Annotated in this window: 20 protein-coding genes and 1 tRNA gene; 11 read left to right on the plus strand and 10 right to left on the minus strand. The window is 68.3% G+C overall.

Translation table 11 applies throughout. The annotated features are described in order from the left end of the window. Positions 1 to 66: 66 nt before the first annotated feature. Entirely contained in the window at positions 67 to 1,116 is a 1,050-nt protein-coding gene (locus ACWD5F_RS31415; RefSeq protein ID WP_450351102.1) for a sugar phosphate isomerase/epimerase family protein, read from the plus strand. Between the two features lie 70 nt (positions 1,117 to 1,186). Here the strand turns inward: ACWD5F_RS31415 and ACWD5F_RS31420 are convergent, their stop codons facing one another. The 5 genes from ACWD5F_RS31420 to ACWD5F_RS31440 all read right to left on the minus strand — a co-directional run bounded on the left by ACWD5F_RS31420 (position 1,187) and on the right by ACWD5F_RS31440 (position 9,176). Then, the gene (locus ACWD5F_RS31420) at positions 1,187 to 2,593 is read right to left on the minus strand and encodes an OFA family MFS transporter (RefSeq protein ID WP_401728635.1); all 1,407 of its coding nucleotides are present in this window, start codon (positions 2,591 to 2,593) and stop codon (positions 1,187 to 1,189) included. Beyond that, a complete protein-coding gene (locus ACWD5F_RS31425; RefSeq protein ID WP_451259487.1) occupies positions 2,594 to 3,982 on the minus strand; it encodes an OFA family MFS transporter in 1,389 nt (462 codons plus the stop codon). A gap of 120 nt (positions 3,983 to 4,102) precedes the next feature. Then, a complete protein-coding gene (locus ACWD5F_RS31430) occupies positions 4,103 to 6,247 on the minus strand; it encodes an acetate--CoA ligase family protein (protein ID WP_451259548.1) in 2,145 nt (714 codons plus the stop codon). Between the two features lie 4 nt (positions 6,248 to 6,251). After that, the gene (gene frc / locus ACWD5F_RS31435; protein WP_124001835.1) at positions 6,252 to 7,481 is read right to left on the minus strand and encodes a formyl-CoA transferase; all 1,230 of its coding nucleotides are present in this window, start codon (positions 7,479 to 7,481) and stop codon (positions 6,252 to 6,254) included. 12 nt (positions 7,482 to 7,493) lie between these two features. Beyond that, positions 7,494 to 9,176, minus strand: a complete 1,683-nt coding sequence (locus tag ACWD5F_RS31440) for a thiamine pyrophosphate-binding protein (protein WP_124001836.1) — start codon at positions 9,174 to 9,176, stop codon at positions 7,494 to 7,496. A gap of 143 nt (positions 9,177 to 9,319) precedes the next feature. On the opposite strand from ACWD5F_RS31440, the gene sucC reads away from it, so the two are divergent. From sucC to ACWD5F_RS31455, 3 genes are all read left to right on the plus strand, one after another. Continuing rightward, positions 9,320 to 10,450, plus strand: a complete 1,131-nt coding sequence (gene sucC / locus ACWD5F_RS31445) for an ADP-forming succinate--CoA ligase subunit beta (RefSeq protein ID WP_451259490.1) — start codon at positions 9,320 to 9,322, stop codon at positions 10,448 to 10,450. A gap of 11 nt (positions 10,451 to 10,461) precedes the next feature. Continuing rightward, complete coding sequence (gene sucD, locus ACWD5F_RS31450; RefSeq protein WP_451259492.1) at positions 10,462 to 11,361, plus strand: succinate--CoA ligase subunit alpha; 900 nt, start codon at positions 10,462 to 10,464, stop codon at positions 11,359 to 11,361. 225 nt (positions 11,362 to 11,586) lie between these two features. Then, complete coding sequence (locus ACWD5F_RS31455; RefSeq protein WP_451259494.1) at positions 11,587 to 13,149, plus strand: aldehyde dehydrogenase family protein; 1,563 nt, start codon at positions 11,587 to 11,589, stop codon at positions 13,147 to 13,149. A 68-nt stretch (positions 13,150 to 13,217) separates the two neighbouring features. On the opposite strand, the gene ACWD5F_RS31460 is transcribed toward ACWD5F_RS31455, so the two are convergent. After that, positions 13,218 to 14,123 (minus strand): LLM class flavin-dependent oxidoreductase, encoded by a 906-nt coding sequence (locus tag ACWD5F_RS31460; RefSeq protein WP_451259496.1) that lies wholly within the window; start codon positions 14,121 to 14,123, stop codon positions 13,218 to 13,220. A gap of 71 nt (positions 14,124 to 14,194) precedes the next feature. Between ACWD5F_RS31460 and ACWD5F_RS31465 the strand changes: the two genes are divergently transcribed. From ACWD5F_RS31465 to ACWD5F_RS31480, 4 genes are all read left to right on the plus strand, one after another. Then, a complete protein-coding gene (locus ACWD5F_RS31465) occupies positions 14,195 to 14,671 on the plus strand; it encodes a MarR family winged helix-turn-helix transcriptional regulator (protein WP_451259498.1) in 477 nt (158 codons plus the stop codon). 157 nt (positions 14,672 to 14,828) lie between these two features. Beyond that, positions 14,829 to 14,913, plus strand: a tRNA-Leu gene (locus tag ACWD5F_RS31470). A gap of 850 nt (positions 14,914 to 15,763) precedes the next feature. Next, positions 15,764 to 17,536 carry a hypothetical protein gene (locus ACWD5F_RS31475; protein ID WP_451259500.1) on the plus strand — a complete coding sequence of 591 codons (1,773 nt, stop codon included), beginning with the start codon at positions 15,764 to 15,766 and terminating at the stop codon, positions 17,534 to 17,536. Beyond that, the gene (locus tag ACWD5F_RS31480; RefSeq protein WP_451259502.1) at positions 17,524 to 18,012 is read left to right on the plus strand and encodes a hypothetical protein; all 489 of its coding nucleotides are present in this window, start codon (positions 17,524 to 17,526) and stop codon (positions 18,010 to 18,012) included. The genes ACWD5F_RS31475 and ACWD5F_RS31480 overlap by 13 nt, the downstream gene beginning before the upstream one ends. Here the strand turns inward: ACWD5F_RS31480 and ACWD5F_RS31485 are convergent. Continuing rightward, the gene (locus ACWD5F_RS31485; protein ID WP_451259504.1) at positions 17,974 to 18,315 is read right to left on the minus strand and encodes a hypothetical protein; all 342 of its coding nucleotides are present in this window, start codon (positions 18,313 to 18,315) and stop codon (positions 17,974 to 17,976) included. The genes ACWD5F_RS31480 and ACWD5F_RS31485 overlap by 39 nt on opposite strands. Before the next feature lie 736 nt (positions 18,316 to 19,051). Between ACWD5F_RS31485 and ACWD5F_RS31490 the strand changes: the two genes are divergently transcribed. The 3 genes from ACWD5F_RS31490 to ACWD5F_RS31500 all read left to right on the plus strand — a co-directional run bounded on the left by ACWD5F_RS31490 (position 19,052) and on the right by ACWD5F_RS31500 (position 21,351). Then, positions 19,052 to 19,501: an STAS domain-containing protein gene (locus ACWD5F_RS31490; RefSeq protein WP_451259550.1), complete on the plus strand. Its 450-nt coding sequence runs from the start codon at positions 19,052 to 19,054 to the stop codon at positions 19,499 to 19,501. A 375-nt stretch (positions 19,502 to 19,876) separates the two neighbouring features. Further along, positions 19,877 to 20,611 (plus strand): ANTAR domain-containing protein, encoded by a 735-nt coding sequence (locus ACWD5F_RS31495; RefSeq protein WP_451259506.1) that lies wholly within the window; start codon positions 19,877 to 19,879, stop codon positions 20,609 to 20,611. 5 nt (positions 20,612 to 20,616) lie between these two features. Then, positions 20,617 to 21,351, plus strand: a complete 735-nt coding sequence (locus tag ACWD5F_RS31500; RefSeq protein WP_451259507.1) for a GAF and ANTAR domain-containing protein — start codon at positions 20,617 to 20,619, stop codon at positions 21,349 to 21,351. A gap of 239 nt (positions 21,352 to 21,590) precedes the next feature. On the opposite strand, the gene ACWD5F_RS31505 is transcribed toward ACWD5F_RS31500, so the two are convergent. From ACWD5F_RS31505 to ACWD5F_RS31515, 3 genes are all read right to left on the minus strand, one after another. After that, entirely contained in the window at positions 21,591 to 22,097 is a 507-nt protein-coding gene (locus ACWD5F_RS31505) for an SRPBCC family protein (protein WP_451259509.1), read from the minus strand. A 94-nt stretch (positions 22,098 to 22,191) separates the two neighbouring features. Beyond that, positions 22,192 to 22,530, minus strand: a complete 339-nt coding sequence (locus tag ACWD5F_RS31510; RefSeq protein ID WP_451259511.1) for a hypothetical protein — start codon at positions 22,528 to 22,530, stop codon at positions 22,192 to 22,194. A gap of 117 nt (positions 22,531 to 22,647) precedes the next feature. Beyond that, positions 22,648 to 22,746, minus strand: a 99-nt coding sequence (locus tag ACWD5F_RS31515; RefSeq protein WP_451259552.1) for a fasciclin domain-containing protein, incomplete at its 5' end; no start/stop codon positions are given.

Here is a 22,746-nt window from a genome sequence, read left to right on the forward strand (position 1 = left end):
ATCCGACTGGTACCGAGTGAAGCACTCACCACTGACAACGCCCTCCGAATCCGAGGAGTTCCAGGCATGAGCCGCATCTCCCAGCCCGATCCCGAACTCACCCACCGCCTCAGCAGACGAGGCATGCTCGGCGTGGCCGCCGGTGCCACCGCCGCCGCACTGCTGGGCGCCGCGGCGACCCCGGCGACGGCCGCAGAGAGCACGTCCGCCGCTGCCGCGTCCGGCGGCCGGGGCCGTCCCGTCCTGCCGCCCGGCCGGCTCGGCATCCAGCTCTACAGCCTGCGCGACAAGGTCTCCACGCTCGGCTTCGCCCCCGTCTTCGCCGAGTTGGAGAAGTACGGGTACGACGAGGTCGAGTTCGCCGGCTACACGCAGGGCTCCGCGGGGCCCATCACCCTCGCCCAGCTCAAGCGTCTGGCGCACAGCCACGGGCTGAACCCGATCGGCAGCCACGTCGGCTACTACTCCGACGACCCGAACGCCTACACCTTCGCCCAGAACCTGACCAAGGTCCTCGACGACGCCCAGGCCCTCGGCCTCAAGCACATCGGCACCGCGTCCGGTCCCTTCCGCTACGGCTCGACCGTCGACGCGTGGAAGCGCGCCGCGGCGGAGTTCAACACGTACGGGGCGGCCGCCAAGAAGCGCGGCATGAAGTTCTACCAGCACAACCACTCCGACGAGTTCGGCTTCGCCTCCGACAATCCCAAGGTCCGGCTCTACGACGTGCTGCTCGCCGAGACCGACCCCGACCTGGTGTTCCTGGAGATGGACATCTTCTGGGCGTACGCGGGCCAGTTCCGCTTCTCGACGCGGCCCGACGGCAAGCCGGCGCCGTTCGACCCCCTGCGCTACGTGCTCAAGCAGCCGCACCGCTACCCGCTCTTCCACGTCAAGGACGGGGTGAGCGACCCCTCGAACCAGTTCGGCTACCGGATGGTGGACGTCGGCGACGGCGACATCGACTACGAGAAGTTCATCTCCGCCGTGAGCCGGCTGCGCGGCGAGCGCCTCGCCCACCACTGGCAGGTCGAGCACGACCAGCCGACCGAGTCCTTCACCTTCGCGCGCCGCTCCAGCGCCTATCTGCACTCCCTGCGCGAGAAGAAGTGCTGAACCACCGCTAGACACACGTGAGGAGGCCCTCCCCGCACCCGGGGAGGGCCTCCTCACGCGCGCGTGGCCGTCAACCGGCCGGTTGCGGCTGGGGAGTCGACGTCACCTCCCGGCTGCGACCCGGCTGCCGCAACAGCAGCGCTATCGCCGCCGCGGCCATCGAGACGCCGCCGGCCAGCGCGTACGCGCCGTCGTAGCCCCAGGACGCGACCACCATGGAGCCGAGGCCGCCGCCGAACAGACCGCTGATCAGCTTTCCGCTGTACACCAGTCCGTAGTTGGTGGCGTTGTAGTTCTCACCGAAGTAGTCCGGGGTCAGCGCCGCGAACATCGGGTAGAACGCGCCGCCGCCGAAGCCGGACAGGAAGGCGAAGAACAGGAACAGCCACTCGCTCTTCAGCTCGCCCGCCAGGATCACGCCGAACTGCGCGAACCCGAGCACCAGGATGACGAACACCAGGGTCGGCTTGCGGCCCCACTTGTCGGACAGCCAGCCCACGACACCGCGCCCGATGCCGTTGATGACCGCCATGACACCCATGGAGGACGCGGCCACCAGCGGACCGAAGCCGACCTCCTTGGCGTAGTCGACCTGGAAGGAGATCCCGAAGATCGACACACCGGCGGTCATCACGATGGCCACCCACATCAGGGGCAGCATGCCTGTCCTGATGGCCTCCTTGGGCGTGTACTGCTTGGTCGCCGGAGGGTTCTTGGCGAGGCTCTGCGCGTTCTTCTCGTTGCCGGCGAACGTCAGCGGGTCGATGTCCGCGGGCCACCAGTTCTTCGGCGGGTCCTTGAAGAAGAACGCGCACCCGAAGACCACGATCATGATGTAGCAGCCGATCAGGTCCAGGACGCGGTGGTAGTTCCCGGTGTCGAAGGCGTAGTTGAAGATGAAGATGAACGGCAGCGACCCGTACGCGAAGCCGCCGTTGACGAAACCGGTCCGGGCGCCCCGGCGTTCGGGGAACCACTTGCCGACCATGTTGATGCAGGTCGCGTAGACCAGGCCGGCACCGATGCCGCCGATGACACCGAAGCCGAGGATCGCCAGCAGGACGTTGCTCAGGTGCGACAGGGCGAAGAACCCGATCAGGCACATCACGGAGCCGATGTACATGGCCTTGCGGGCCGTCAGGATGCCCTTCTCGCGCATCCAGCCCGCCGGGAACGCGATGCCGGCCTGGAAGAACACCCAGACGCTGAGGATCCAGAAGGTGTTGCTCTGCGTCCAGCCGTGCGCGCTGGACAGCGTGTCCTCCGCGGAGCCGTACGCGTACTCGAAGACGCTGATCGCCATCATGGCGATCCACGGGAGGTAGATCATGAACTTGCGGGAGTGGCCGAGGATGGCCCGGTCGGTCTCGCCCACGCGGTAGACGCGGCCTCGGGAGTCGGTCACTTCACGGTAGGGACGGTGCGCGGCGTCGGGGTCTGCCGACGAGTTGCCGGCTGCGATGGGGTCCGCCGTCATTCAGGCCATCTCCTCGCCGAGCGGTTGCGGGTTGGGGACGATGCGTTGGGCCTTGGGGCGGCCCGGGGACTTCAGGAAGAGCGCGAGCACGGCGGAGGCCAGCCCGACGGAGCCGGCGAGCACGAAGGCACCGTGGTAGTCCCACGCGCCGACGACGACCGCGCCCATGCCCGAGCCGACGAGTCCGGAGATCAGCTTCGAGCTGTAGACCATGCCGTAGTTGGAGGCGTTGTTGTTCTCACCGAAGTAGTCCGCCGTCATGGCCGCGAACAGCGGGAAGATCGCGCCGCCGCCGAAGCCGGAGACCATGGAGCAGAACAGGAAGAACGGCATGCTGCCCATCTGGCCGGACACCAGCACACCGAACTGCGCCGTACCGAGCACGAGGCACACGATCACCAGCGTGTTGCGGCGCCCGTAGCGGTCGGAGATCCAGCCGATGACACCACGCCCGGTGCCGTTGACGATCGCCTTGAGGGACATCGCCGTGGCCACGATCCCGCCCGCGAACCCCATGTCCTTGCCGAACGGGACCTGGAAGGCGATACCGAAGATGTTGATGCCGGCGGTGCACAGGAGACAGAACCACATCATCCACAGCACTGGCTGACGGGCGGCCTCCTTGGGGGTGTACTGCTTGACGGCCGGCGGGTTCTTCTGCAGCGCCCGCCGGATCTTCGGGTCGTCGGTCATCCGCAGCGGGTCGACGTTCGCCGGCCACCAGTTCTTCGGCGGGTCCTTGAAGAACCAGCCCGCGGACGCCACCACGAGGCACAGCCCGACACCCACACAGGCCAGCACGACCTCGTAGTTGCTCAGGTCCATGTACGAGGTGAACAGGAACACGAAGGGCACGGATCCGTAGGCGAAACCGCCGTTGACGAAGCCGGTCTTGCCGCCCTTGCGCTCCGGATACCACTTGCCGACCATGTTCACGCAGGTCGCGTAGACCAGGCCGGCGCCGATACCGCTGCACATGCCGAAGCCGAAGTAGGCGACGAGCACGTTCGGCGCGTACGCCAGTGACAGATAGCCCAGCAGGGTCCCGACGGCGCCGATCATCATCGCCGTACGGGCCGGCAGCCGGCCGCTCTCCCGCAGCTGCCCGGCAGGGAAGGCCACGGCCGCCTGGAAGAAGATCCAGACGCCCATCAGCCAGAAGATGTGTCCGCTGCTCCACAGATGCGCTTCGTGGAGCGTGTCCTCCGCCGACGTGAACGCGTATTCGGCGGAGCTGATGCCCATCATGCCCACCCAGGGCAGGATGACCATCCACTTACGTGGTCGGCCCATGATGTCGACGTCCGACTCGCCGATCCGGTACATGCGGCCGTTTCGGTCCGTCACCTCCCTGTACGGGACGGACGTCGAGTAGTCGGTGGTTGTCATCGTTCAGTACCCCTAGCGTCGAAAGCTCTGGCCAGCGCCCCCTGTCCAATGCCTTTCGTGCGCGCACGGGTCCCGGGGCCGGCCGACGCGCACCGTCGGCCGCCCCCTCGTCCACCTAGGTCATGAGCCGCCCCCCAACAGGCCTGCCGCACGGGCCCAGCGGTACTTCGCCCCGAGCACGGCCACCGGCTTCTCGGTCGTGTACGGGTACGCCACGACCCCCCGCTCGTAGAGGTACTGGCAGGCCTCCTCGACCTCGACATCGCCCGCGAGAGAGGCCACCACGGGCTTCTCGATGCCGCGCTCCCGGAACTCGGCCACCACGCGCGCGGTGAGCTCCGCGAAGACCATCGGGGGAGTGACGATCGTGTGCCAGTAACCGAGGACGAGCGCGTGGATGCGCGGGTCCTCCAGACCGAGCCGGATCGTCGCCTCGTACGTCGACGGCGGCTCGCCCCCGGTGATGTCCACCGGGTTGCCCGCGGCCCCGAAGGGCGGGATGAACTTCCGGAAGGCCTCGTCGAGGTCCGGGGGGATCTCCATCAGCGTCAGGCCGTTGTCGGTCACCGCGTCCGACAGCAGCACGCCGCTGCCGCCGGCCCCGGTGATGATCACGACGTTGTCGCCCTTGGGGGCGGGCAGCACCGGCAGCCCGCGCGCGTACTCCAGCATGTCGTTGAGACCCGGTGCCCGGATCACCCCGGCCTGCTTGAGGATGTCGTCGTACACGGCGTCGTCGCCCGCCAGGGCGCCGGTGTGCGAGCCCGCGGCTTTCGCGCCGGCCGCCGTACGGCCCGCCTTGAGGACCACGACCGGCTTCTTCGGTACGGTCGCCCGCGCGGCCTCCACGAAGGCCCGGCCGTCCTTGAGGTCCTCCAGGTGCATCGCTATGCAGTCGGTGTGCGGGTCCTCGCCGAACCAGGTCAGCAGGTCGTCCTCGTCCAGGTCCGACTTGTTGCCGAGCCCGACGATCGCCGACACACCCGTCTTCGTGGTGCGCGCGAAGCCCAGGATGGCCATCCCGATGCCACCGGACTGCGAGGTCAGCGCGACCCCGCCCTTGACGTCGTACGGCGTGCAGAACGTGGCGCACAGGTCCTGCCACGTCGAGTAGTAGCCGTAGATGTTCGGGCCCAGGAGCCGGATGCCGTACCGCTCGGCGATCTCCACGATCTCGTCCTGGAGCGCGACTTCACCGGTCTCCGCGAACCCCGAGGGGATCAGTACGGCGTTGGGGATGTTCTTGCGTCCCACCTCCTCCAGGGCCGAGGCCACGAACTTGGCGGGTATCGCGAAGACCGCCACATCCACCTCACCGGGAACGTCGGTGACACTCTTGTACGCCTTGCGGCCGAGAATGTCATCGGCCCGGGGGTTCACCGGATGGATCTCCCCGGCGAAGCCGCCGTCGACGAGGTTGCGCATCACCGAATTGCCGATCTTGCCCTGCTCGTTGGAGGCACCGATCACGGCGACCGAGGTGGGCTCCATCAGACGGCGCATCGAGGTGAGGATCTCCGCGCGCGTGTACTTGCGGCGCGGGGGTGGCTGCTTCTCGGCGAGGATCACGCGGATGTCGGCGGCGACCGCGCCCTGGGGCGTCGCGATCACCGGGTTGAGGTCGACCTCCGCGATCTCCGGGAAGTCCGCGACCAGTTGGGACACCCGACGGATCTGCTCGGCGATCGCCCACCGGTCCACACCCGCCTGGCCGCGCACCCCGCGCAGGATCTCCGCCGACCGGATCGAGTCCAGCATCGACAGGGCCTCGTCCGCACTCACCGGCGCGAGCCGGAAGGTGACGTCCTTGAAGACCTCGACCAGCACCCCGCCGAGCCCGAACGCGACGATCTTCCCGAACGTCGGGTCCGTCACCGCGCCGACGATGACCTCCTGCCCCTGCGGCAGCAGCTCCTGCACCTGCACGCCCTCGATACGGGCGTTGGCGTCGTAGGCACGCGCGTTCTCGATGATCTTGCAGAACGCGGCCCGTACGTCCGCCGCGCCCTCGACACCGACGACGACTCCGCCGGCGTCGGTCTTGTGCAGGATGTCCGGCGACACGATCTTCATCACCACCGGCCCGCCGAAGCGCGCCGCGTACGCCACCGCCTCGTCGACGTCGGTCGCCAACTCCTCACCCGGTACGGCGATCCCGTACGCGTCGGCGAGGATCTTGCCCTCGGGCGCGGTCAGCGCCGCCCGTCCCTCGGCGCGCACGGCGTCGAGGAGCGAGCGCACCGTCAGCTCCCGGTCTTCGGCCATCACGTCAGATCACTCCGTTCGACTTGAGCAGGCGCAGTTCCTCGTCGCCGAGGCCGAGCTCGCCGACATAGACCTCTTCGTTGTGCTCGCCGAGCAGCGGCGAACTGGTCACGTCCACGGGGGAGTCGGAGAGCTTGAGCGGGCTGCCCACGGTCACGAACTCGCCGCGCTCGGGGTGCGGCACGGTGACGACCATCTCGTTGGCGACCAGCGAGTCGTCCTCGATGATCTCCCTGGTGGACAGGATCGGGCCGCACGGGATGTTGTGGGCGTTCAGCCGCTCCAGCACCTCCCACTTGGGCAGGGTGGCGGACCACTCCTCGATCAGCTGGAACATCTTGCCGAGCTTGGGCAGCCGGGCCTCCGGCGTCGCCCACTCGGGGTCGGCCGCCAGCTCGGGGCGGCCGATCAGCTCGCTGAGCGGCTGCCAGCCGACGGGCTGCACGATGACGTACACGTAGTCGTTCGGGCCGCCCGGCGCGCACCTGACCGCCCAGCCCGGCTGACCGCCGCCGGACGCGTTGCCCGAGCGGGGAACTTCCGTGCCGAAGTCCTCGTTCGGATATTCAGCGAGCGGCCCATGTGCCAGGCGTTGCTGATCCCGCAGCTTCACCCGGCACAGGTTGAGTACGGCGTGCTGCATGGCCACGTTGACCCGCTGCCCACGCCCGGTGTTCTCCCGCTGGAACAGCGCCGCGAGAATCCCCGCCACGGCGTGCACACCCGTCCCGGAGTCCCCGATCTGGGCCCCCGTCGCCAGCGGCGGCCCGTCCTCGAAACCGGTGGTCGACATCGACCCGCCCATGGCCTGAGCGACGACCTCGTACGCCTTGAAGTTGGTGTACGGGCCGTCCCCGAACCCCTTGATGGAGGCATAGACGATCCGCGGATTGATCTCCTGGATGCGGTCCCAGGTGAAGCCCATACGGTCGACCGCGCCCGGTCCGAAGTTCTCGACCATGACGTCCGAGCGCCGGATCAGCTCGGTGAGGATCTCCTTGCCGCGCTCGGTCTTGGTGTTGAGGGTGATGCTCCGCTTGTTGCAGTTGAGCATCGTGAAGTAGAGGGAGTCGACGTCCGGGAGGTCGCGCAGCTGCTTGCGCGTGATGTCACCGGTCGGGGCCTCCAGCTTGACCACGTCCGCACCGAGCCAGGCGAGCAGCTGGGTGGCGGAGGGCCCGGACTGGACGTGCGTCATGTCGAGGACTCGGATGCCTTCGAGAGCCTTGGTCATGGCCGGCTCACCTCACTTGTACATCGTCTGGTTCATGGTTCCGGGGGCGTACGCGTCCGGGTCGACCCAGACGTTGATCAGCGACGGCTTGCCCGACTCACGGGCGCGCTGGAGAGCGGGGGCGATGTCGGCGGGGTCGCGGACCTCCTCGCCGTAACCGCCCAGCATCTGGGCGAACTTGTCGTAGTGGACGTCGCCGAGGGTGTTGCCGACCCGCTCGCGCTCCAGGCCGTACTTCTGGGCCTGGCCGTAACGGATCTGGTTCATCGAGGAGTTGTTGCCGACGATGCCGACGAAGGGGAGGTCGTAGCGGACGAGGGTCTCGAAGTCCCAGCCGGTCAGGGAGAACGCGCCGTCGCCGAAGAGGGCGACGACCTCCTTGTCGGGCCGCGCCTGCTTGGCGGCGAGCACGAAGGGGACGCCGACGCCGAGGGTGCCGAGCGGGCCCGGGTCCATCCAGTGCCCGGGCGACTTGGGCTGCACCACCTGCCCGGAGAAGGTGACGATGTCGCCGCCGTCGCCGATGTAGATGGAGTCCTCGGTGAGGAAGTCGTTGATCTCGCTCACCAGGCGGTACGGGTGGATCGGCGAGGCGTCCGACTTCAGGCTCGGCAGCCGCTTCTCCAGGGCGGTCTGCTCGGCGGCGCGCAGCTCGTCGAGCCACTCCTTGCGCTTGGCGGCCCCGCCGTTGACGCGCCCGGAGGCGGCCTCGGTGACCGACTTCAGGACGAGCCCGGCGTCGCCGACGATGCCGAGGTCGATGTCGCGGTTCTTGCCGACGGTCCGGTAGTCGAGGTCGATCTGCACGACGGTCGCGTCCGGCGACAGCCGCTTGCCGTAGCCCATGCGGAAGTCGAAGGGCGTGCCGACGATGACGATGACGTCGGCGTTGGAGAAGGCGTACCGGCGCGACAGCTGGAAGTGGTGCGGGTCGCCCGGCGGGAGGGTGCCGCGGCCTGCGCCGTTCATGTAGGCGGGGATGTTGAGAGTGCGTACGAGGTCGATGGCTTCCTCGGTGCCGCGCGTCGTCCACACCTGGCTGCCGAGCAGGATGGCCGGCTTCTCGGCGTGGACCAGCAGGTCGGCGAGCTTCTCGATCGCCTCGGGGTCACCGGCCGAGCGGGTCGAGGCGCGGTAGGCGCCGGGCTTCGGCACGCGCGCCTTGCTCACCGGGACCTTGGCGTCCAGCACGTCACGCGGGATCTCCAGGAAGGAGGGGCCGGGCGCGCCGTGGTAGCACTCGCGGAACGCCATCGACACCATGTCGGCGGCGCGCGCGGTGTCCGGCACGGCCGCCGCGAACTTGGTGATCGGCGTCATCATGTCCACGTGCGGCAGGTCCTGGAGGGACCCCATCTTGTGCTGGGTGAGAGCCCCTTGGCCGCCGATCAGCAGCATGGGGGACTCCGCGCGGAAGGCGTTGGCGACACCGGTGACGGCGTCGGTCGTCCCCGGTCCCGCGGTGACGACCGCGACGCCGGGCTTGCCGGTGATGCGGGCGTAACCGTCGGCGGCGTGGGCGGCGACCTGCTCGTGGCGGACGTCGACGACCTCTATGCCCTCGTCGACGCAGCCGTCGTAGATGTCGATGATGTGGCCACCGCACAAGGTGTAGATGCGGTCGACGCCCTCGGCCTTGAGTGCCTTGGCAACGAGATGACCACCGGAAATCACATCCTGGGTGTCGTCGGGCATGGCGAAGTCCTGTCCCTTCGTAGGGGGTTGGAACGCTCTCGCGGTACATTGCATACAGTCGACGAATACTGTATGAAGCTTGTTATCCCGCATCCAGTGGGTGGTGTCCAGGGGGCGTGCGGCACTTTTAAGAGGGAGCCGAGATGGACCTGTACGAACACCAGGCAAGGGAACTCTTCGAGGAACACGGCATCTTGGTGCCGAGGGCGGAGGTCACCGGCTCGTCCAAGGAGGCACGCGAGATCGCCCGCAGGCTGGGCGGGCGGGTTGTGGTGAAAGCCCAGGTGAAGACCGGTGGCCGCGGCAAGGCGGGCGGCGTCAAAATCGCCGCCGACCCGGCCGCCGCCGAGCTCACGGCACGGCAGATCCTGGGCATGGACATCAAGGGCCACACCGTCGGCAAGGTGATGCTGGCCCAACCGGTCGACATCGAGAGCGAGTTCTACGTCTCCTACGTGCTCGACCGCGCGGCGGGCACGTTCCTCGCGATCGCCTCCGCCGAGGGCGGCATGGACATCGAGGAGGTCGCCGCGACCCGGCCCGAGGCCGTCGCCCGCATCCCCGTCGACCCGGCCGAGGGCGTCACCTCGGCGAAGGCGGGCGAGATCGCCGAGGCGGCCGGGCTGCCGCCGCAGACGGTCGACGTCCTCGTACGGCTGTGGGACGTGCTCGTGCGCGAGGACGCCCTGCTCGTCGAGGTCAACCCGCTCGTGCGTACCGCACAGGGGCAGATCCTCGCCCTCGACGGCAAGGTCACCCTCGACGACAACGCCCGCTTCCGCCAGGCCCGTTGGGGCGCGGACGACGTCGAGCACGACGACGCGCTGGAGGCGGCGGCCGCCGCCAAGGGCCTCAACTACGTCAAGCTCGACGGCGCGGTCGGCATCATCGGCAACGGCGCCGGCCTCGTCATGTCCACCCTCGACGTGGTGGCCGGCTGCGGCGCCCGACCCGCCAACTTCCTCGACATCGGCGGCGGAGCGTCGGCGCAGATCATGGCGGACGGCCTGTCCGTCATCCTCTCCGACCCGGCCGTGAAGTCGGTCTTCGTCAACGTCTTCGGCGGCATCACCGCCTGCGACGCGGTCGCCGAGGGCATCGTCCAGGCCCTGGACGCCGTGCAGTTGACCAAGCCCCTGGTGGTCCGGCTCGACGGCAACAACGCGGCCCGCGGCCGGGCCGTCCTCGACGACCGCGGCCACCCGCTGGTCCAGCAGGCCGCCACCATGGACGGCGCCGCCCGCCGCGCCGCCGACCTCGCCAACGCACGCTGAGGAGCAGGGACATGGCGATCTACCTCACCAAGGAGAGCAAGGTCCTCGTCCAGGGCATGACCGGCGGCGAGGGCATGAAGCACACCCGCCGCATGCTCGCGGCCGGCACGGACGTCGTCGGCGGCGTCAACCCGCGCAAGGCGGGCTCCACCGTCGACTTCGACGACCGGATCGTCCCCGTCTTCGGCTCGGTCCGCGAAGGCATCGAGGCGACGGGCGCCGACGTCACCGTCGTCTTCGTGCCGCCCGCCTTCGCGAAGGCGGCCGTGATCGAGGCGGCGGACGCGGGCATCGGCCTCGCCGTCGTCATCACCGAGGGCATCCCGGTCCACGACTCCGTCGCCTTCACGGCGTACGCGAAGTCGAAAGCCACCCGGATCATCGGCCCCAACTGCCCCGGCCTGATCACCCCCGGCCAGTCCAACGCGGGCATCATCCCCGCCGACATCACCAAGCCGGGCCGCATCGGCCTGGTGTCCAAGTCCGGCACGCTCACCTACCAACTCATGTACGAACTCCGGGACATCGGCTTCTCGACCTGCGTCGGCATCGGCGGCGACCCCGTCGTCGGCACCACGCACATCGACTGCCTGGCCGCCTTCCAGGAGGACCCCGACACCGAACTGATCGTCCTCATCGGCGAGATCGGCGGCGACGCGGAGGAACGGGCGGCCGCCTACGTCCGCGAGCACGTCACCAAGCCCGTCGTCGGCTACATCGCCGGCTTCACCGCCCCCGAGGGCAAGACCATGGGGCACGCGGGCGCCATCGTCTCCGGCTCGTCCGGCACGGCGGAGGCGAAGAAGGAGGCGCTGGAGGCGGTGGGGGTGAAGGTCGGAAGCACCCCGACGGAGACCGCACGGCTGGTGCTGGACGTCCTCGAAGCAGCACGTGACGTCACTCATAGTTGACGTGACGTGACTGTCGCGCTCCTTCGAGCGCAACTAGCGTCATCTGTACGGCCGTTCCTGCCGGAGCGCGACAGCCGCTGCCGGACCACTATGGCTGCTGCCGGATTACGGCAACCGCTGCCGCAGCCGCGACAGTTGCTGCCGCGCACAGGACAGTTGCCGCCGTACACACGACAGTTCCTGCCTCACCCCGCCCCGACTGTGCACCGAGAGCGGAGCAGAAGCATGGCATCAACCCTCATTCCCGCCCCTCCCCACCTGACCCTCAAGGCGGGCACGTCCTGGAGCGACGCCTGGCGGCGCTGTCAGGCCGTGGCCCCCGAGGCCTTCCAGGACGACCGCGTCCTCAACCTCTGGGGCTCCGCCTGGCGGGCCGACGGCCGGGCGCTGCCCGCCACCAGTCCCGTCGACGGCAGCCCCATCGCGGGGCCGCCCCGCCTGGACCGGGACACCGCCCACCAGGCCGTACGCGCCTCCCTGGACCAGCACCGCGCCTGGCGGCACATCCCGCTCGACGAACGCCGAGCCAGGGTCGCCGCCACTCTCGACGCCCTCACCGAACACCGCGAACTCCTCGCGCTGCTGCTGGTGTGGGAGATCGGCAAGCCCTGGCGGCTCGCGCAGGCGGACGTCGACCGGGCCATCGACGGCGTGCGCTGGTACGTCGACGGAATCGAGCCGATGCTTGCCGAACGGGCCCCGCTGGACGGCCCGGTGTCCAACATCGCGAGCTGGAACTATCCGATGAGCGTGCTCGTTCACGCAATGCTGGTACAGGCACTGGCAGGCAACGCGGTGATCGCCAAGACCCCGACCGACGGCGGCGTCGCCTGTCTCACCCTGGCCTCGGCACTCGCCGCCCGCGAGGGGATTCCCGCCACCCTCGTCAGCGGCAGCGGGGGCGAGCTGTCCCAGGCGCTCGTGCGGGCGCCCGAGATCGGCTGCGTCTCCTTCGTCGGCGGCCGCGACACCGGCGCCGCCGTGGCCACGGCCGTCGCCGACCTCGGCAAGCGGCATGTACTCGAACAGGAGGGACTCAACACCTGGGGCATCTGGAACTACTCGGACTGGGACGCGCTCACGGCCGTCGTCCCCAAGCTCTTCGACTACGGCAAACAGCGCTGCACGGCGTACCCGCGCTTCGTCGTCCAACGGCAGCTGTTCGACGAGTTCCTGGCGGCGTACCTCCCGGCGGTCCGCACACTCAGGATCGGCCACCCGCTCGCCGTCGAGAAGCCGAACGACCCGTACCCGGAGCTGGACTTCGGGCCGGTGATCAACGCGGCCAAGGCCAAGGAACTGCGTGACCAGGTCGCCGAGGCCATCGACCGCGGTGCCGTCCCGCTGCACCGCGGCCATGAGGCCGACGCGCGCCTCCTGCCCGGCCAGGACACCTCGGCGTACGTCCACCCCGTCACGCTCCTCAACCCGCCGCCGTCCTCGCCGCTGCACCACGCGGAACCCTTCGGCCCGGTCGACACCATCGTCCTGGTCGACACCGAGGCGGAGCTGCTGGCCGCGATGAACGCCTCCAACGGCGCGCTGGTGGCCACGCTGTCCACGGACGACCGTGCCACCTTCGACCGACTGGCCCCGCAGATCCGGGCGTTCAAGGTCGGCCACGGAAAACCCCGCTCCCGCGGCGACCGGGACGAACTGTTCGGCGGCTTCGGCGCGTCCTGGAGCGGGGCGTTCGTCGGCGGCGAACTCCTCGTGCGCGCCGTGACGCGGGGTCCCGAGGGAGAGCGGCTGCCCGGGAACTTCCCGGACTACCACCTCATGGCCTGACCGAGGGTCGGGTGGCGTGACCGCTTCGGTGGCGTCACCCGACGATCACTTCGGGCGCTACGAGGTGATCACTCCGGGCGGCACCCGGCGATCACCTCAGCGGCCAACCACCGTGCCACGCCCCGCGGATAGGGGCGCGGCAGACCGAGTACGACGTGGTTCGCGCCGGCGTCGACGAGCGCACGCACCGCGGCGCGCGTCGACGCCGGGTCGTCGTAGGACACCAGGACCTGGACGGACCGGGTGATCTCGGCGGGGTCGCGCCCGAGGTCGGCGCAGTGAGCGTCCAGGACGCGGGCGCGCTCGGCGACGAACTCCACGCTGTTGTGCGGCGGCCCGGGCACGTTCCACACGTCGGCGTGCTCGGCGACCAGCCGCAGCAGCCGGGTGCCCCAGCCGCCGATCAACAGCGGGGGACCGGGGCGCTGCACGGGCTTGGGCTCGTTCCGGGTGCCCTTGAGCCGGTAGTGGTGACCCGAGAAGTCGAACACGTCCTTCGTCCACATCAGCTTCAGGATCTCGACCGTCTCGGCGAGCCGCGCGACGCCCTCGCCCGGCGGCACCAGCGTCAACCCGTACGCCTCGTACTCCTCGATCGCCGGATTGGCGCCGGCGATCCCGCCCGCGCCCGGCGGCTGATGGGTGCCGCCGACGCCGAGCCCCATGATGAGCCGCCCGCCCGAGATCACGTCCACGGTGGACGCCATCTTGCCCAGCACGGCCGGGGGACGGATGCGGTTGCTCGTCACCAGCAGCCCGAGCCGCAGCCGTCGGGTCTGCGCGGCCAACGCGCTCAGCAGGGTCCACCCCTCGTGTATCTGTCCGTCCTTCGGCCCGGCGACCGGCAGCAGGTGGTCCCACAACCAGGCGTCCTCGATCTCCGGCACGGCATCGGCTTCCAGCCAGACGCGGCGGATGTCCTCGTAGGAGACGTGCATGGGGGTGGTCTTGATGCCGAAGCGCACTCTCGTCATGTTCGTCAGCGTACTAAATCATCAGCAGAGCTGACGATCAGTCGCCGATACGGCGCGGATACAGTCGGGGGATGGCTACTGAGGCGAGACCCGCACCCCTCGAATCCCGGCTCGGCTACCTCCTCAAGCACGCGCAGGCCAGGTTCGCCCGGGTGTCGGCGGAGGCGCTCGCCCCGCACGGGGTGGACGGGCACGAGCTGGCCGTGCTGGTGGTGCTCTCCGGTGACGAGCCGCTCTCGCAGGTCGAGGCGGCCGGACGGCTCGGCGTCGACCGCACCACGATGGTGTCGCTGATCGACGGGCTCGAGGACCACGGCCTGGTGGAGCGCCGACGCAGTCAGCGGGACCGGCGCAAGAACATCGTCGAGCTGACCTCCGACGGAACGGAATGCCTGCGGCAGGCGGAGAAGGCCCGCCGGGCCGCCGAGGCCAGGTTCCTCGCACCGCTGGGGGAGGAGACGGCGGCGGTGCTGGTCCGGGCCCTGCAGACACTGCTGGCGGACGAGTACCCCGCTCCCGAGGCGGCCGGAACGGACCGCCGGGCGTAGCGGTCGGGTCACTTCCGGTAACGGCCGGCGGCGTCCCTCCGCGGGTACGTCGGGGCTCCGCCCGGGGGTGGATATGCAGGTGAAAGGCACCCCGAAACCTTGGTATTGTTGTGCATGTCGCCGCGGGGAACACCCCCGGCCAGGCGGCAGACACCTAGTCCGGGTGGCGGAATGGCAGACGCGCTAGCTTGAGGTGCTAGTGCCCTTTAACGGGCGTGGGGGTTCAAGTCCCCCCTCGGACACAGACCATAACCCCAACTTGTGCGGGTCGAGCTGAGCCTCGGCCCGCACGAGCTGTTTTGCGGGGTCGTAGGTGAGCTTGAGTCCGAGGTTCTTGTACGCATCGGCCTTGTCTTGAGGTTCGGCGTCGGCAGGCACGTCAGGGATGCTGCCGCCTCTGGGCGATCGCCTGGGTGCGGCGGGCCTGGACTTCGGTGATCCACTTGGCGACCAGTGCCCGGATCGGCGCCTACTTCGAGAGCCTCGCGGTAACGGGCGATCTTCGTGTCGCAGCCGGCGATCAATCGGCTCGCCTCCGCCTCCGCTGAGGTCTCGAGGGCGGGTAACTGGGCGGCGTACCTCTGCGCGATCGTGTCCTCCAGCCGGTGCGGGGCTAGGGCCCGCCTGAGCCACTTGTCTAGTGGAGTGACCGCGTCAACCCCTGGGAAGCGGCCCGTACGCCAAGGGTGCCTCACACCCGTGCGCGTCCGTCGAGGATTTCGCTGTCTCTACGGGAACGCCCCTCGGCCAGCTCGCAGCCACGACAACCCACGGCGGCGCTCTCGCTGCCTACCGTCTGGCTCCGAGGCTGCTCGTGTGAACGCATCCGCAAAGTGCTTGAGGCCCCTTGGAAGTTCAGGGTAGGCCTGGTGTGTGAGGGCGCGCGGGATCCGCGCAGGTCAGCACTCATGTCTCTCGATCTTCTTTGCGGGCCCTTAAGCCGATGGCTGTTGTTCTTTGAAGTAGTTGATCCTTACGCTCCTCCGAACTCGGACATGGATCCCATCAGGGATGAAGTCCGTAAATGCGCGGGGGGGTTCAGAGGTGTTGCAAGCCAGACGCACTCGGCACAGACGTCTGACGCTCGCCGTCGTGCTCTTCTCGGTACTCGCATGGCTCGGCTTGGGGAGCCTGGCACACGCGGGTGCCACCACCGCCTCCAGCGGTGACTTCTTCCCCGTCTCACCGTCTTCCAAGATCGTCGACACGCGATCGTCTCTCGGTGTCAGCACGCCTCTCGGCGCAGCGTCCACGACCTCCTTCCAGGTTGCGGGTGTGGGTGGCGTGCCTGCCTCCGGAGTGTCCGCCGTATCGCTGGTGGTCAAAACGGTGAACGCCACGTCCTCGGGCAGCTATCTGGAGCTGTGGCCGGACGGAACGACCAAGCCCGCTCCAGGTTCCATGGTCAACTTCTCGAGCGGCGACACCACGAGCAACGCGGCGATCGTCGCGGTTGGGGCGGACGGGAAGATCGACGTCTACAACTCCAGTGGCAGCGTTGACCTGGTCGTGGACGTGAGCGGGTACTTCACGTCCGGCGACGGCACCACCCCCCAAGGCGGGTACATCCCCGTCACGCAGTCGCGGCTCGTCGACACCCGCAACGGAACGGGAGCTCCGGAAGCGCAAATCGCCCCCGGCGGAACGCTGAACGTCCAGATCGACGGCATGGCCGCTATCACCGACGAAGCGTCCGTCTACGCGAACCTCATCGTCCCGGCATCCGGCGACGATGGAAGCCTGTACGCCTACGCCACCGGCGGTTCGACCGGGCAGCCGGTCATGGACTACAAGAGCGTCACCACCTCGCAGGGCGCGGTCATCCCGGTGGGAACGGACGGCCAGATCACCCTGAAGAACGGGTCGTCCACGCAGCCCATCGATGTCGTTCTGGACGTCTACGGCTACTTCGCCGAAGCCTCTTCGGACGGCTCGGGCATCTTCACCGCTGTCCAGGACCGTTTGCTGGACACCCGCTCGTCCACGGCGATCCCAGCCGGCGGCAGCACCAGCGTCGAGGTGGCCGGCAATGACGGCATCCCGACGTCCTTCGGCGCCGCGGTGCTCAATCTGACGACGACCGGCCAGCAGAACTCCGGCTATCTGCGGGTGTGGCCAACCGGGGAGCCGATGCCGTCCATCACGTCGGTAGACACCTTCCAGGCCAGTACGTCAACCTCCGACCTGGTGATCGCCCAGCCCGGCGATCAGGGCGCGGTGAGTATCTATAACGGGAGTTCCGGCACCATCCATCTCATCGTCGACCTGCAAGGATGGTTCTCCCTCGACGGCAATGGCGACGACGGCACTCTGACGACGGTACCGCCGATCGGTCCCGCGGAGACGGACCTGACCGATGCGCCGACGGACCCTGCGGCTGTCACCTCCGAGCCGGCAGATCCCACGGACGCTCCGAGCGTCAACGCGGCCGACCCTCATCTCTGCGACTCGAGCAAGGTCTACAAGCCCACCTCCAAGAAGGGCAGATACATCCATGCTGTCGGCCCTTACCAGTCCAACTACAACAACACCAGCAACAAGGAAAGCACCACCTTCACCGCCAAGGCGTCAGGGACCGTCGGGATCAGCCTGACTGGATCACTGAAGGTCTCACTCAACGAGCTCGTCTCGAAGCAAGAAGCCACCTACGGCATCAACTTCTCAGCATCACTGACCGCGGAACTCGGCAACTCAGTAACCGCCACCATTCCACCGCACAAGACGGTCAACGCCAAATACGGTGTTTGGCGACGACGCATCATCGGCACCAGCTACTACGTGCTCCCCAGCTGCTCGCACTACAAGGTTTCAACTATCGTCTCCTACACGCCTTACACCGTCGGCTGGTACACATGGGAAAGCTGACCAAGTCCCTCACGGCCGTGACGATCACCTTGACCATGAGCCTGCCCTTCATGGCAGGCTGCACGTCGCACAACGGTCAGGGCTCATCAGACACCAGCTCGAACACCCCCTCGCCCCGTTCCAACTCCACCTCCGCCATTGACCTGACGAAGACTCCCCCCGACATATCCGGCTCGACCAAGGCCCTCATCCGCTTGGCAGACAAAACGGGCTCGGAAGAAGTGGCCGTGATCAAGACCATCAAGGCCGGGACAGTTGCTGTGGCGACCGAATGCACCGGCGACGGGAAAACGACCATGGTCATCGGAAAATTGGCGACCTACACCATCCCGTGTACGGCCACGTCCTCGACGACCTACAACGAGATAGGTCTGGGCAGCAGTAGGCAACAAGTCGCGATCTCGGTCACCGCCAGCGCCGGGATTCACTGGGGCCTCTCAGTCGGATGGCGTCCCGGATATCGAAACCCGTCCTAGTCTCAATACGCTCTCTTCGAGTTTTACCTGCTGGCTTACCCAGGACCGCCACGCGACGGTGCGTAGCCAGGCGCGCGGGTGGGCGATGGACACGTCAGGGGCGCACATCTGGGTAAAGGCGTCCTGGGCGGCGTCCTGAGCCTCGGTCCAGGACGCTCCGTTCAGCAGCAGGAAGCGGACCGGCGCAGGATATTGCCGACCGTGCAGCGCCTCCGCAAGCTGGATTCCCGGCCTTGGATCGGTGGCTGTCTCCGGAGGCAGAGGCTCGGCAAGATCGAGGTCAGCGCCAAGGGCGTCCTCCATGAACCTCACCTCCCCATCCGGCCGGCTGGGCCGGCATCGCGACGGTGGCCTGGCGGGGACCCGGTGCGGCGGCGTGCCGTTGACGACGCTGACGACCACAGTCACTACCGCCCTAATGATCACAGGCTCCATGCCGTGTTCTTCCTTTCCGGATGTATGGCCAGTCCGCCCTCACGCACCACAACAGTGTTTGTTTTCCTCGGAGTTGTGACATCCGGCAGGTCAGGCGGCTGTCGCCTGAGGCCGAAGCGGCCGCATGAGCAGGGGCCCGCGCCGGCCTGCGTGACTTCCTCACCGAACTCCCGCCGCCGGGCGACATCGAGCGGCGCGAGGCGTTCCGCCACCGCAGGGCGGAACTTGAGGACGCGGAGGAGGAGTTGCGCCGGCTCTCCCCGCGCCGGTGGGTCCGCTCCCAAGTCCGGACGCTGAAAAGGGGGATCCTCACAGGGCCCTCGCCGGTCGACCGGCCAGGCCGGCTCGGCGATGGCTGAACCCCCTCCGGCGGAGGCTCTAAAACGTTCCCTTCCGGTGCCAGTCGGTCGGAAAGGGGCACTTCTGTGCGTGGGTGGTTGACTAACTGTCTTCTCTGAGAACTTGTTGCCCTGTTGTTCTTAGGGTGGTGCTGCGGTAATCCCTTGCCCCCGGTTCTTCCGCGCCATGCAGTCTCCGCGCTTGTGCCGGTTGGAGTTGGTCCATCGTGGACGTTCAGGGCCCGATATCGCTGCGACAGTGTCGGGTGGTTCGCCCGTCCGGCGAAATCGATCTGTGCACCGCTACGGGTTTCGCCACCCTGATGAATGCTCCCTCTGGGGAGCTGGTTTCGTTCCTGCTGGTCGTGGACCTGCGGGGCGTGTCGTTCATGGACTCCAGCGGGGTGCACGAACTTTCCGTCGCCCGTACCAGGTGCCTTGGCCATGGCGGTTGGACTCGTGTGGTGTACAGCCAGCGCAGCATTCATGTCCTACTGACGGCGCTACGCCTCAACGAGCACTTCCCGCGCTACGCCACCACCCTGGACGCCCGTATGGGCCGCTCTCGGCCAGTTGGCCCGTGGCCACGTCCAGACCAGTACATGCCTCCAACAACCGTGAGTCTCTCCGCTTGCGGACCAGCACACCCCGGCCCGGGCACGCTGTCGCGGCAGGCGTCCGGAATTCACGGTCCGCTTCGGAAGAACGTGCCCTAGCGTGGGAGGCGACGGTAGGCGCGATCGGATGTCCGGCCGTGCCGCCTTTCCTGGCCCCCTGCCCCTGGGTCGTGGTCGTGTCCGACCTGGAGCAGGCTGGAGCCGCATCGCCGACTACGCAGCTCCAGCCCTTCGTCCTCTCCAGCCTTCTTCGAGGCCGGGGTGTACTCCTGCACACCCCGGACGGGTGGTGAGGACGGTCAGTGCGAGACGGAGACAGGAGGGGAGTCTGCGCCGTCTTCGCGCTCTCAGCCGCCGCCCGCGCTCACCTGCGCAGGCGGCGGCTGTCGACCACTCCACCACCGCTGACCCCAGCTGGAAGGCTCCATTGACAACCAACGTCGGCAGGGAAGCGACATGGCTCCAACAGGAGACATGAGGGGCACCACCGCACTCATGGCCCGCATCCTGCGCGACCTTCCCAGCACAAGCGTCGTCAGCCCCCTTGGCGGCGACCCGGCACGCTGCGCATGCGTACTCGGAGTGGACGGCATCGCAGTCTCCCTGGGCACCGACGGGGCCCTGGCGGAGATGGTGTGGTCCACCCCCGGTCGCAGCACCGACCTGGAAGACGCACAGTTCACCCTCGGTGAGGGACCGGGGCTCGACGCCTACCGCCACCGCACCCTGATCGCCGTACCGGATCTGGAACGGAGCGACCCGCACCGATGGCCGGCCTTCCTGCCCGACGCCGGACGGCTCGGCGTGCGAGCCCTCTTCTGCTTCCCCCTGCGCCTCGGCGCCGCCTCCCTCGGCGTCCTCACCGCGCAACGCGCCGCTCCGGCCCCACTGGATCCCGACCAGACCGACGACGCGCTCGTGATGGCCGCCGCCATCACCGCGGCACTGATACTCCACGGCGAGTGGCGGGACTCCTTCGCGCAGGCGGAACCGCACACCACGCTGCACCGTGCGGCCGTCCACCAGGCCGCAGGCATGATCAGCGTTCAGGCCCGCGTCTCCCTCACCGAGGCCATGGCCATCCTGCGCGCCCACGCCTACCGCACCGAACGACCGCTGCTCACAACCGCCGAAGACGTGGTGTCCCGGCACCTGCATTTCCGGGACACTGAAGACGGGACGGCCACCCCGTCCGGAGACAGGGACTGATGACGATGACAGGTCAACAACGCGTGCTGAACGTCTTCGTGGAGGCCGTGGACACCCTCACCGACGACTTCGACCTCATCGACTTCCTGCACCGCCTGTCCATCCGCTGCGTCGAACTCCTCGACGTCGACGCGGCCGGCGTGATGATCGTCGACCAGCACGGCGAACTCCAGCTCATCGCCGCCTCCGACGAGAACACCCGCCTCCTGGAACTCTTCGCCCTCCAGCACAACCAGGGCCCGTGCGTTCGCTGTTACCGCACCGGTCAGGCCCAGCTGAACATCAGCCTCACCTCGCCTGTCGCCACCGTCGGCTTCGGTCCTTTCGCCGCCCGCGCCCGCGACGCCGGTTTCGTGGTCACCCACGCCCTGCCCATGAAACTGCGCCACCAGGTCATCGGTGCGGTCAACCTCTTCCGCTCCCGGCCCACCCACCTCAGCGACTCCGACATCCAGATCGGACAGGCACTCTCCGACGTCGCGACCATCGCCATCCTCCAACAGCGCAACATCGAACAGAGCTACATCGAGAAGACACAGCTCCAGGCCGCGCTCGCCAGCCGCGTCATCATCGAGCAGGCCAAAGGTGTCCTCTCCGAACGCCACAACCTCGGCCTCGACGAAACCTTCGACGCCATGCGCGCCTACGCCCACCCCCGCCACCTGCGCCTCACCGAACTCGCGCAGCAGGTCATCGACAACACCCTCGACGCGGAGTTCAGGCCGACCGACAGCCCGTGAACCGCCGCTCTCCCGGCCCCAACGGGTTTCGTACGCGTGACTTCGCACCGGATACCGACGCGATGCAGCTGGTCAGGGGTACTGGCAATACGGCGCGGCGGGCCTCGTCGAGTGATCCTGCGATGTCCACACGGAGCATGCGGTCACCTTCGGCGGCATGACCAACCTCGCCCAAGCGACCTGCTCTCGGTCCGACCGTCTCGCGCCCAGGACGCATCGGCGCCCGGGGCGGGAGACGTTCATGCTGCGTGGTCCTGTTCCAGTTCCCGTTTGAGGTTGTGCAGGGTCTTGGAGATGTTTCGGGCCTGGTAGTCGGCGAACGTCTTGCCCGAGGTGGCGATCCGGTCGAAGACGTTGGCCACGAAGGTGGGCCAGGCCCGCCGGTCGTCCGTCCAGGTCTCCGTCACCCGCGTGCCCTCGTCGGCCGGCTCGAAGCGGTACTCCCAGGTGGCGATCGGACCACGCAGACGCGGGCGGGTGCGCCCGATCGCGTGGACACGGAACGCGAAACGGCGCCCCGGATCGGCCGCCGTGACCGTGCAGCGCGTCACCCAGCGGAACCCGCCCCGCTTGTTGCGCCCGACGAAGGTCGTGCCCAGTGTGGCGTTCCCGTCCGGTCCCGATGTGGTGCCCAGGTTCTCCGGACTCCACCGACCCATGTCTCCGGGGCGGCTCACGGCCTGGTAGGCGGCATCGGGCGAGATGCCGATGACGATGCTGTCGCTCACGGTGAACACCCTGGTCACTGCGTCGCCTCCCGCCGGGAACACAAATTACTGCCGAGTAGCAATCATGGCATGCGACCGGGCGAAGCCGAAGGGGCGGCCCGGCGGAGAAACCTCAGGGGGACAGTGTGGACCACGCCTGCCAGGCGGCCCGGAGGTCGGTGTGCCAGTGCAGGCGTGCGTCGTCGGCCGTGCGGGAGTGCAGCAGGCTCGGGGCCAGCAGGTGGATGGTGTGCGGGCCGTCCGGCCACGGCGCCAACGGCAGGAACTCGTCCACGGACAGCTGCAGTTGCAGCTGGCGCAGGTCGAGTACGACCACCGTCGCCTCACCGCACCGGGCGGTCAGCTCCGCGCGCAGCACACCGCTCGTGACCGTGGTCAGCCGGCCTGCCGCGGCGCACCACACCTGCGTACCCGAGACCGCGAGGACGCGGACGCGGAAGAGTGCCGACATGTACTCCGTCCTCTCTCGACTGCGTACAGCACGGGGGTGACACCGCGGGCAGCACAGAGGGGCGGGGCAAGTGCCCCGCCCCTCTGCGTCTCCCCGTAACAGGAGTTCGGCGGTCCGTCAGCTGGTGGGCATGAGGACGGTGTCGATGATGTAGACGTTGGCGTTGGCGGTCTTGACGTTGCCGCAGACGACCTTGGCGGAGTCGTTGACGGTGTA

The organism is Streptomyces sp. NPDC002499 (genome assembly GCF_053595415.1).

Excerpts from the sequence above, each read along its gene's own strand:
- ACWD5F_RS31415 (WP_450351102.1), top strand. The coding sequence starts at position 67 with ATGAGCCGCATCTCCCAGCCCGATCCCGAACTCACCCACCGCCTCAGC.
- ACWD5F_RS31420 (WP_401728635.1), bottom strand. The coding sequence starts at position 2,593 with ATGACGGCGGACCCCATCGCAGCCGGCAACTCGTCGGCAGACCCCGAC.
- ACWD5F_RS31425 (WP_451259487.1), bottom strand. The coding sequence starts at position 3,982 with ATGACAACCACCGACTACTCGACGTCCGTCCCGTACAGGGAGGTGACG.
- ACWD5F_RS31430 (WP_451259548.1), bottom strand. The coding sequence starts at position 6,247 with ATGGCCGAAGACCGGGAGCTGACGGTGCGCTCGCTCCTCGACGCCGTG.
- frc (WP_124001835.1), bottom strand. The coding sequence starts at position 7,481 with ATGACCAAGGCTCTCGAAGGCATCCGAGTCCTCGACATGACGCACGTC.
- ACWD5F_RS31440 (WP_124001836.1), bottom strand. The coding sequence starts at position 9,176 with ATGCCCGACGACACCCAGGATGTGATTTCCGGTGGTCATCTCGTTGCC.
- sucC (WP_451259490.1), top strand. The coding sequence starts at position 9,320 with ATGGACCTGTACGAACACCAGGCAAGGGAACTCTTCGAGGAACACGGC.
- sucD (WP_451259492.1), top strand. The coding sequence starts at position 10,462 with ATGGCGATCTACCTCACCAAGGAGAGCAAGGTCCTCGTCCAGGGCATG.
- ACWD5F_RS31455 (WP_451259494.1), top strand. The coding sequence starts at position 11,587 with ATGGCATCAACCCTCATTCCCGCCCCTCCCCACCTGACCCTCAAGGCG.
- ACWD5F_RS31460 (WP_451259496.1), bottom strand. The coding sequence starts at position 14,123 with ATGACGAGAGTGCGCTTCGGCATCAAGACCACCCCCATGCACGTCTCC.
- ACWD5F_RS31465 (WP_451259498.1), top strand. The coding sequence starts at position 14,195 with ATGGCTACTGAGGCGAGACCCGCACCCCTCGAATCCCGGCTCGGCTAC.
- ACWD5F_RS31480 (WP_451259502.1), top strand. The coding sequence starts at position 17,524 with ATGGGAAAGCTGACCAAGTCCCTCACGGCCGTGACGATCACCTTGACC.
- ACWD5F_RS31485 (WP_451259504.1), bottom strand. The coding sequence starts at position 18,315 with ATGGAGGACGCCCTTGGCGCTGACCTCGATCTTGCCGAGCCTCTGCCT.
- ACWD5F_RS31495 (WP_451259506.1), top strand. The coding sequence starts at position 19,877 with ATGAGGGGCACCACCGCACTCATGGCCCGCATCCTGCGCGACCTTCCC.
- ACWD5F_RS31500 (WP_451259507.1), top strand. The coding sequence starts at position 20,617 with ATGACAGGTCAACAACGCGTGCTGAACGTCTTCGTGGAGGCCGTGGAC.
- ACWD5F_RS31510 (WP_451259511.1), bottom strand. The coding sequence starts at position 22,530 with ATGTCGGCACTCTTCCGCGTCCGCGTCCTCGCGGTCTCGGGTACGCAG.